The sequence below is a fragment of the Brachybacterium tyrofermentans genome (assembly GCF_039526165.1).
GTDB classification, from domain to species: domain Bacteria; phylum Actinomycetota; class Actinomycetes; order Actinomycetales; family Dermabacteraceae; genus Brachybacterium; species Brachybacterium tyrofermentans.
Genome location: NZ_BAAAIR010000098.1, coordinates 1 through 10,107, shown reverse-complemented (window position 1 = coordinate 10,107; position 10,107 = coordinate 1). Strand labels below are relative to the sequence as shown.

Below are 10,107 nucleotides of genomic sequence, written 5' to 3'. Positions count from 1 at the left end.
CACAGAGCACCCTGGTCATCGGTGTCACCTGACCCCGCCACGAAGCGACCGAAGAACCCCGCCATTCAGCAGACGAAGTCACACTTCTGGAACAGGGCGTTCTTTACGGCGCGCAGTGTCGCTGTTGGGTATACCCGAATGGGGCACGATGGCTTTAGTCGAGTGAGTGCATCTGCCGACCTTGGGGCCTACCTCGACCTCTCTCCCAGGACAAGGCTCGCCGGGCCCTCGCGCAGGCTCACAGCTGACCTCCACAACCGTCCGATACGCCTACCCCAGGGAGTGTTGCGTCCAACGGTTCTAGCGCCGCTGTCAGCGTGTTAGAGGTCCTGCTCAGACACCCGGTGTCCCGGGTAGACTCGCACTATGAGAACAGTGAGCAAGTTGACCGTCGTCGGCGCTGGAGCTGTCGGATCGAGCGTGGCCTACGCCGCGATGATTCGTGGGGCCGCCCGCCATATCGCTTTGTACGACATCGCTCCAGAGAAGACTCGCGCGGAGGTCCTGGACCTCGCCCACGGTGCGAAGTTCGTCGGCGCCACCGAGATCAGCGGTGGCAGCGACATCGCCGTCACGGCCGACTCCGACGTCGTGGTAATTACCGCCGGCGCCAAGCAGAAGCCCGGTCAGACCCGTATCGAGCTCGCTGCCACAAATGCCCGCATCATGGGCTCGCTGATGGAGCAGCTGTTGAAGGTCTCGCCCGACGCGGTCTACGTCATTGTCTCCAATCCTTGCGACGTCCTCACCATGCTCGCTAAGGAAGCCAGCGGGCTACCCGCCGAGCGCATCTTCGCCTCCGGCACCACGCTGGACTCCTCCCGCCTGCGCTGGGAGATCGCGCGCCGCGCTGGAGTTTCCGCATCCAGCGTGCACGCCATGATCGTCGGCGAGCACGGGGACACCGAGTTCCCGCTGTGGTCCAGCGCGAGCATCGGCACCGTTCCCCTCCTGGACTGGACGGTCAATGGGGAACGGGTCTTCGAGCAGTCAACTCTCGACCAGATTGCAGTGGATGTCCGCGATGCCGCGTATGCGGTCATCCAGGGGAAGGGCGCGACGAACTACGCGATCGGCTTGTCGAGCACGAGGATCGTCGAGGCGATCCTGAATGACGAGAACGCGATCATCCCTGTCGCGCCGGTGCTCTCGGGCATCCAGGGCCTGGAGGGCATCGCCCTGTCCGTGCCCTGCGTGGTCAACCGCACCGGCGCCCACCCCATCGCAGAGACCCCATTCTCCGACCACGAGCGCGAGCTCCTCCACCGCTCTGCGGCATCGCTGAGCGAGGTCGCGGCCGGCCTGCGCGCCTGACCCCTTCGCCGGGCACGCCACAGTGCACCGGCTCATCCCGGTCTCGTCATGACGGCACGCTCCGCACCGTGCGGGGCAAACCGTCCGGCCCGGCCAGCCGTACCCCTTCCCACCGCCGACCGGGCACCCCGCGTCGGCTCGTCCTGAGGATTCCCTGTGTGGACCCAGCAGATCGATCCGCTCGATAACCTCCTTCTCTCCGGCCTCGTCGCCGCACTCCCGATCTTCGTGTTCCTGCTGTGCCTGGTGCTGCTGAAGCTCACCGGGCTGAAGGCCGGACTGATCGCGTTGGCAGTCGAGGTGACCGTCGCCCTCGCAGTGTTCGGCATGCCCGTCCGCGCCGCCGCGGGCGCCGCTCTCGGCGGAGCGCTCACGGCGCTGTGGCCCATCGCCTACATCATCGTGATGGCCGTCTGGCTCTACCGGATCAGCGTCGTCTCCGGACGTTTCGACGTGATCCGAGCTTCGATCAGCGCCGTCTCGGCGGACCAGCGGATCCAGGTGCTGCTGATCGCGTTCGCCTTCGGGGCCTTCCTGGAGGGAGCCGCCGGGTTCGGGGTCCCCATCGCTATTTGCGCGGCCCTTCTGGTACAACTCGGCTTCGGCCCGGTGAGAGCCGCGATGATCGCCCTGGTCGGGAACGTGGCTGCCGGCGCCTACGGCGCTATCGGGGTACCAGTCCTCGTCGGAGCACAGATCACCGGGATGGAGGTCCTGGATCTATCCCGAGCACTGGTGCTTGTGCTGCAACCGCTCACCCTGCTGGTTCCGTTCCTGCTGGTGATGATCATCGATGGAGTGCGGGGGCTGCGCGAGACGCTTCCCGCTACCCTCACGGTGACCCTGGTGTTCAGCGCGGTGCAAGCGGGGACCCTGTGGTTCCTCGGCCCTGAGCTCGCTGACCTCGGCGCCGGTCTCAGCGCCATGCTCGCATTGATGGCACTGTGCCGCGTCTGGTCCCCTCGCAGGACCTACCGCGAAGGAGACAGCGCGCCAGCTGCGATGGGACCGCCGACGGCCAAGCAGGTCCTGGTGGCGTGGAGCCCCTTCTACATCCTCACCGGCTTCATCCTCGTGTGGTCCATCCCCCCCGTGAAGGAACTGTTCAGCAGCGGAGCCCTCGCTGTCACCACGCTCGCCCTGCCGATCCCCGGGGTGACCGGTCAGATCACCACCGCAGCCGGGACCGCGGTGGAGACGACCTGGAACCTCTCCATCCTGGGCGCTACCGGAACCGCGATCCTCCTCGCCGTGCTCACGTCGTTCTTCACCACTCCCCAGGTGGACGCGAGAGCGCTGTTCGGTGAGCTGCGCGCCACCTTCACGATGCTCAGCGGCGCCATCGTGCTGATCACGGTGATCCTGGTGCTCGCCAACATCGCCAACTACTCCGGCGGATCAAATGCGATGGGTACCGCCCTGGCCGGCACCGGTCCGGTCTTCCCTCTGATCGCTCCCATTATCGGCTGGATCGGGGTGTTCCTGACGGGCTCGGTGGTCAACAACAACACCCTCTTCGCCCCTCTGCAGGTCGCCACCGCTCAGGGCATCCAGGCTGATCCGGCGCTGCTGGTCGGTGCGAACACCGCCGGTGGAACCACCGCCAAGGTAATCTCCCCGCAGTCGATCGCCATCGCGGCCGGAGCCGTGGGCCTCAATGGCAGGGAGAGCGAGATCATGCGCGCATCGATCGGCTACAGCCTCGCTATGCTCGCAGTGATCTGCAGCTGGAACTTCATCCTGGCCCTGTTGTGAGGGGACAGACGCACAGCGAGGCGCCACGCGCGGCGTCGCGAGGTGCGTCCCGAACTGGGGCACCCCAGCAGGACAGTTACTGAAAGGTCTTTTACGGTTCCCAATAGGGCTCGAAAGTGCACTTTTGCGACACATCTGTCGCACTGGGCATACCCCAGAGTGACAGGCTCACTGTGACATAGACGGCCACTCATGACACCCCAACGGCATCTCGGCGTACCCCTGGCTTGGGCCGCCGCTCACGGTGGCGCGTGGAGTACTCCCCCTGCATGCCGACCTCCTGACCCCGCGACCACATCGTCGCGAGGCTCACATCAACAGAGTTGGTGCTGATAATGATTATCGCTACAGTGGTCTTTTGTGTCCCCTCCCACCCCCGCGGCTCCCGCCCCCTCCGATACGAGAGCCGCTACCGCCGGACGAACCCGTCGTCGTTTGCGTCTCCGGGCGTGGTTGATCTGCGCTTTCCTTGTGTTGGCGATCTGCGCGCTTGTTGTGGTCTCCGGTGCGGTTGGATCGGTGCAGGTGAGCCTGCGCGAGGCCGCGCACATCGTCCTCGGGCATCTGCTTCCGGGCATGCCGTGGATGTCGGACGGTTCTCTGTCGCGGTTGCAGGATCAGGCGGTGTGGCAGTTTCGCCTCCCACGCGCGTTGCTGGCGGGCCTCGCTGGGGCCGGGCTGGCGCTTGCGGGAGCGCTGATGCAGGTGACAGTCCGCAACCCGCTCGCTGAGCCGTACATCCTCGGTGTTTCTTCCGGCGCGAGCGTGGGCGCGGTGCTGGTGATCGTCTTCGGCTCCGCTGCGCTCGGTGGTCTGTCGTTGAATGTCGCGGCGTTCGTTGGGGCGCTGGCGGCGTGCGTGGCGGTGGCGATGCTCGCGCGCAAGAACGGCACGCTGTCACCGACTCGTATGATCCTCGCCGGCGTGGCTCTGGGAACCCTGCTGAGCGCGGTCACGAGCTATCTGACGATCTCCACGGATGCGCAGAACGTCGTCAGCGTGCTGTTCTTCCTGCTAGGGAGCGTGTCGGCGGCCACGATGAGCAGCCTCATCGGACCCGCTGTCGCTTTGTTGGTCTCGTGCCTGATCGCGGCGTTCTTGTCTCGGTCGCTGAACGCGTTGATGACTGGGGATGAGTCCGCGATTTCGCTCGGCGTGAACGCGAACCGGCTTCGCGGGCTGCTTTTGGTGGTCGCCTCGCTGCTGACTGGCGCGGTGGTGTCTGTGGCGGGCGGGATCGGGTTCGTCGGCCTCGTCGTGCCCCACATAGCCCGGATCATGGTCGGCGCCGATCACCGGAGGATGCTCCCGATCACCGTGCTCGGCGGTGCCGTGTTCCTGATGACGGCGGATCTGCTCGCCCGCACCGTGGCGCAGCCGACCGAGATCCCGCTAGGCATCCTCACCGCGTTCGTCGGCGCCCCGTTCTTCATGTGGCTGATGCGTCAGGGCGGGGCCGAGAAGGCGGGATTCGGACGATGAGAGTCGACTTCGAGAACATCACCGTCACCCTCGGCGGCCGCGATGTGGTGACAGACGCTTCGGTGACCGTGCAGTCGGGGCGGGTAGTCGGCCTGGTCGGCCCGAACGGGTCCGGGAAATCGACCCTGCTGCGAACCCTGTACCGCGCTCTCGCCCCGAAAACGGGAACCGTACGCGTCGACGGTAGCGATATTCGCTCCCTCAGCGGACGGCAGGCTGCTCGCACGGTATCGGTGATGCTGCAAGACCCGCCGACCGACTTCGATCTCAGCGTCGAGGAGACGGTGATGCTCGGCCGCGCTCCGCACCATGCGACTTTCGGCCGCGACACCACCGACGATTTGCGCATCGTGGATGAAGCGATGGCCCGCACGGCGATCTCCGAGCTCGCCGATCGCATGGTTGCAACCCTTTCCGGAGGGCAGCGTCAGCGGGTGATGCTCGCTCGGGCGCTTGCGCAGCAAACACCGGTGATGGTGCTGGACGAGCCGAGCAACCATCTCGACATCAGCCATCAGCATGAACTCATGAGCACAGTGCGCGGCATCGACTGCACCGTGATCGCCGCGCTGCACGATCTGAACCTCGCAGCCCAGTACTGCGACAGCGTCGTCGTACTGGCCGCAGGCCGCGTCGTCGCCGCAGGTCCTCCCGCCGACGTGTTCACCCCCGAGCTGATCCGCACCACGTTCGGCGTGGATGCCCGCATCCTCGGCGACACCACGGAGCCCGTGTTCGCCTTCCGCCGCCTCGAAACGACCAGTACCCCTGCTGACCGCGCCTCTGCACAACCCCCTGAAATAGAAAGCAGACCCTCACCATGACTGTTAATTCTCGAGCGAACCCTCGTGCCCGCCCCATGACCGTCGTTGCTCTCTCCGCTGCCGCGCTTCTGCTCGCCGGCTGCGGCACCGGCGTCTCCCCCGACACAGACCCGGATGACACTACGGATGCGGTGACGATTGAGAACTGCGGACGCGAGGTGACGGTCGACGGCGCCCCTGAAGCGGCGGTAGGCATGCACCCGGCGCAGACCGAATTGATGCTCCGCCTGGGGCTGGCTGACCGGCTCGCCGGGCAGGCCCAAACCACCGCGCAGGCCCTTCCGGACGATGTCGCAGAACTGGCAGAAGGTGTTCCGGTGCTCGGGGACATGGCCCCGCCCAGCCGTGAAGATCTCCTGGCTGTGGAGCCGGACTTCGTGTATTCGCCGACGACCTACGAGTTCTCGGCCGATCAGGGCTTTGCCAGCATCGAGCAGCTCGACGATGCCGGTGCCGGCGTCTACGTTGCCACTGGCGGCTGCGAGGACCGCCGCATGACCGGGAAGGTCACCGACCTGTTCACTGATCTGGAGAACCTCGGCGAGATCTTCGGCGTGCAGGACGAAGCCACAGGATTGATGGAGGAGAGCCAGACCACCCTCGATGAGGTCGCGGAAGTGACGAAGGATGTCGAGCCGCTCCGTGTCGCGCAGGTGTACTACGAGGGCGGTACCTTACAGGCCATCGGCGCAGGCATCGAATACGACATTCTGAACCTGGCCGGTGCGGACAACGTCTACACGCCCGACCAGGATGCGTTCTCTGACTTCTTCGCCGCGACCATCAGTCCCGAGTCCCTGGCCGCCGAGGAGCCTGACGCAATCGTGTTCGCCGCATATGACGAGGAGCACGAGGCCTCCACTCGCGAATACCTGAAAAGCACGTTCCCCGATATGCCCGCCGTGCAGGAGGATCGCCTGATCGTGGTCTCGACCTCGGACATGTTCCCCGGCACGCTCGGCAACATCTCTGCCGTGCAGCAGATTGCCGAGCAGCTCTACCCGGACGCCTTCTGACCGGTGATCCACCACAGGCTGCTCCAGCTCGCAGGCGCGATTCCCGGCGCGATCATCGTTCTCGCCGCCTGTGGGGTAGCCATCAGCGCGTTGCATGTCGGATTCGCGTTCACCCTCGCCACGGTCATCACTGCGCTGATTCGTGGCGAGGGCGTCCCCGTGCCGGCACTCGTGCTGCTGGCGGTCATCACCGTGGCGCGCGGGGCGGCTCTCTGGGGACGGGACCTGCTTGCCAACCGTATCGGGGCGACGGTGCGCATCAGGTTGCGCCGGCGCCTGCTGGATCGTCTCGCATCCGTTCCAGCGGCAGAACGGGACTCGGGCGCGACGGCGACGACGGTGATCGACGGTGTGGAAGGACTTGACCCTTACTACACCCGATATCTACCGCAGTTGCTAGTTGTGCTCGTCGTGCCCGCGCTGGTGGTCGCATTGGTGTGGCAGCACGCGCCCATGGCCGGGATCGTGCTCGCTGTGACCGCCGCCGTCGCAGTGCTCGCGCCACGTGCGTGGGATGCCCGGCTGCTGCAGAACGGCCGCACGCGGTGGGAGAGGTTCGCCCGGCTCTCGTCCGACTACGTCGAGGCTCTGCAGAACGTTCCCTTGCTGCGAGCATTCGGGGCGACCGACCGTACAGCCGCTCGGTTCGTTCGGGAAGCAGACGGGCTCAGAGATTCGACGATGCAGCAGCTGCGGCTCTCGCTGGTCGAGACGGGACTCAGCGCGATCGCCATGCACCTGGGCACCGTGCTCGCAGTCATCGCCACTCTCGTCGCCGTCACGAACGGCAGTGCGGGAGCGGCATCGGCGGTCGTGGTGCTCGTGCTCGCCCGCGAGTGTTTCCGTCCCGTGCAGGAGCTCGGCACGAACTGGCACGCCGGATATCTCGGCCTTACTGCCGTCGATGGCCTCGACCGCCTCCTCTCCATCCCGCTCGTCCCCAACGGGGACCATGACCGGCCGGCCCTCACAGGAACGATCGAGGTCACGGACGTTTCCTACAAGTATCCCGGCTCGGAGATGGGTGTTGCCGGGCTCTCACTGCGGATCGATCCGGGTGAGACGGTCGCGATAATCGGGCCATCGGGTTCGGGGAAGAGCACCCTGGCAAGGCTTCTCGAACGCGATATCGACCCCGACACCGGCACTCTCACCGTTGACCACATCGATCTTGGTGACTACACGAGCACAGCGAGGACACAAAGTGTGGTCGTGGTGCCGCAGGACCCCGTGCTGTTCGCATGGACGGTGACGGAGAACCTGCGGCTGTACCGTCCCGACGCGACCGACGCCGATATCGAGGAAGCCGCGAGAGCAGCGCGCATCCACGACACCATCATCAGCCTGCCCGAGGGGTACAGCACGGTGCTGGCGGAGAACGGAGAACAGCTCTCCGGCGGGCAGCGACAGCGCCTCGCCATTGCCCGCGCGCTGCTCTCACCGGCGCCCGTGCTGATCTTCGACGAGGTCACCTCCGCGCTCGATACCGGCACCGAACGTTGCATAGTCGACGCCCTCGCCAGAGCCACTGCCGATCGAACGGTCGCGATCATCGCGCACCGCGACACCGCCTTGGTCCACGCGACTCGTTGGATCGGTATGCGAGGCGGGCGGATCGTCGCCACCGGCACCGGCGCTCCCACCGGTTCGCAGTTCGCCTCGGGAGTGGCGCGATGAAGACGATTCTGCGGCTGCTGCCGCTCATCGCCACCCGACGCGGACTTTTCATCGAGACGGCCATCTGGAGCGCGTTCACCCAGGCCAGCGTGTTGGGTATCAGTCTCGGCATAGCCTGGACCGTTGGGCACGTCGTCGCAGGTCGGCCCGTCTCCATCCTGGTCGCTGGAGGTGCGTTGTCCAGTCTGGCGGTATTTGCGTCGCTGGCGGCATGGCGCGAGTCGTGGGTATCGCACGATCTGGCCTACCGGCTCATCGCCACTCTCCGTGGCCGCGTCTTTGATTCTCTGCGACGCTCGCTGCCGTTCCGTACCCGGCACCGGCGCACCGGCGATCTCACGACGACCGTGATCGCCGGTATCGAGACCCTGGAGTGGCTCTACGCCCACACCGTCGCACAGGCGCTCAGCGCGCTTCTCGTGCTCGGTATCAGCACGGTCGTGTCGATCACGATCCACCCGATCCTGTTGCTCATCTGGGTACCCCTGCTCACCATCGGTGTCACTGTGCCCCTGATTACGGCACGTCGCGCCCGACGCGACGGCGACGACCTCACAGCAGGAGCAGCCGCGCTGCGCTCGGAAGTGCTCGACACCATCCGCGGTATGCGCGAACTCGCGGGCGCAGGAGCGCTCGAGAAGCAGCTCGACCGGCTCACCGAGGACACCAGAGCACTCGCACGCGCCCAGACTCGGGAAGCTTCCCGGCTCGGAGCCGAACGCGGGATTGCCGACATCACTCTCGCCCTCGCCGCGCTCGGCGCGATCCTCATCATCCTCGTCGACCGCGCCTCGATCGCCCCCGCAGACATCCCACTCGCCGTCACTGTCGCGGTCGCCGGTCTCGGCCCCGCCGCACAGATCGCCGACCTGCTTCGCAATGCCGGCACTCTCCGGGCCGCAGCCGAGCGCATCACCGGAATCCTTGAACACCCACCAGCCGTTCATGCCACCACGCATCCTCATCGGCCGGATCCTGCGCCGGAGCTGGGGCTGGTGTTTGACCGCGTCGGGTTCGCGTATGACGGCGGCGAACGCGTACTTGACGACTTCTCCATGCAGATTCGGCCGGGAGAGACCGTGGCCCTCGTCGGACCATCGGGAGCCGGGAAGACGACAGCGGCGCGGCTCGCGCTGCGGATGTGGGATGTCGACGCTGGAAGTATCCGAATCGACGGCACCGATCTCCGCGATATTCCCGATGACGAGCTTCGTCAGGTCATCTCCACGGTTCCGCAGTCCTCGCCGCTTCAGCGCGGCACGATCCGCTCCAACATCATCCTCGGCAACCCCGACGCCCCTGATGATGCGATCCAGAAAGCAGCCAGTGCTGCCGGCTTATTCGACCCGAACACCAACCTCCCCAGCGGGCTCGATACCCCGATCGGTGAGCACGGGACGGGAATCTCTGGGGGGCAGCGCGCGCGCGTCGGCATCGCACGCGCGCTACTCAATAATCCCCGGGTGCTCGTGCTTGACGAACCGACAGCCTCGCTCGACCCTGAAGCCGATGCCGCGATCATGGACTTTCTGAACCGGTCAGAGGATCGTGCCGTGCTACTGATCGCACACCGACCCGACACAATCGCCACGACGAACCGCATCATCCGGCTTGGGGCCTGATACACGCTGCCCAGAAATGCCGTGGACGAGGGCTGCTCCACAAGTTGGGGACACTTGAATCAGACACATCTGCCACATTGAGCACCACCCTGCGTGACAGCTACGGCACCGTAATTTCTCCCGTCTACAGGGTCCAAGAACGGCCGATCTGACACAGATCTGCTCACTCGGGTATACCGAAATGGCGCGTCAAGTCGTTCCGTTGCCAAAGCGGAAGGTTGGTTCGGTGTACCTCGGCAACCGGCGGCGGGCTCACCCTCGTCGTGCTCGATCCAGTCGGGGCCCTCCTCGACTTTTCGCCGAACACTGCCTGCCGCACACGGAGAGCGTGAACTAGCCTCGGGATTTCATGGGGGTGTGGTCCCGACCGGCGGACGGCTTAGAGAAAGGTGCTCCTGACCTGGAATAATACGGGGT

7 protein-coding genes are annotated in these 10,107 nt (G+C 65.7%); all 7 read left to right on the top strand.

All coding sequences use genetic code 11. The annotated features are described in order from the left end of the window. The first annotated feature begins 366 nt into the window (after positions 1–366). Entirely contained in the window at positions 367–1,314 is a 948-nt protein-coding gene (locus ABD093_RS18710) for an L-lactate dehydrogenase (protein WP_343926441.1), read from the top strand. A gap of 156 nt (positions 1,315–1,470) precedes the next feature. Next, complete coding sequence (locus ABD093_RS18705) at positions 1,471–3,069, top strand: L-lactate permease (RefSeq protein WP_343926439.1); 1,599 nt, start codon at positions 1,471–1,473, stop codon at positions 3,067–3,069. Between the two features lie 471 nt (positions 3,070–3,540). After that, positions 3,541–4,551 (top strand): FecCD family ABC transporter permease, encoded by a 1,011-nt coding sequence (locus ABD093_RS18700; RefSeq protein WP_377802436.1) that lies wholly within the window; start codon positions 3,541–3,543, stop codon positions 4,549–4,551. Then, the gene (locus ABD093_RS18695; protein ID WP_343926435.1) at positions 4,548–5,375 is read left to right on the top strand and encodes an ABC transporter ATP-binding protein; all 828 of its coding nucleotides are present in this window, start codon (positions 4,548–4,550) and stop codon (positions 5,373–5,375) included. The genes ABD093_RS18700 and ABD093_RS18695 overlap by 4 nt, the downstream gene beginning before the upstream one ends. A gap of 35 nt (positions 5,376–5,410) precedes the next feature. After that, positions 5,411–6,391, top strand: a complete 981-nt coding sequence (locus tag ABD093_RS18690) for an ABC transporter substrate-binding protein (RefSeq protein ID WP_343926433.1) — start codon at positions 5,411–5,413, stop codon at positions 6,389–6,391. Between the two features lie 3 nt (positions 6,392–6,394). Beyond that, complete coding sequence (locus ABD093_RS18685; protein ID WP_343926431.1) at positions 6,395–8,068, top strand: ABC transporter ATP-binding protein/permease; 1,674 nt, start codon at positions 6,395–6,397, stop codon at positions 8,066–8,068. Continuing rightward, positions 8,065–9,690 (top strand): ABC transporter ATP-binding protein, encoded by a 1,626-nt coding sequence (locus tag ABD093_RS18680; RefSeq protein ID WP_343926429.1) that lies wholly within the window; start codon positions 8,065–8,067, stop codon positions 9,688–9,690. Before ABD093_RS18685 ends, ABD093_RS18680 begins: the two co-directional genes overlap by 4 nt. The last annotated feature ends 417 nt before the right edge of the window (positions 9,691–10,107 follow it).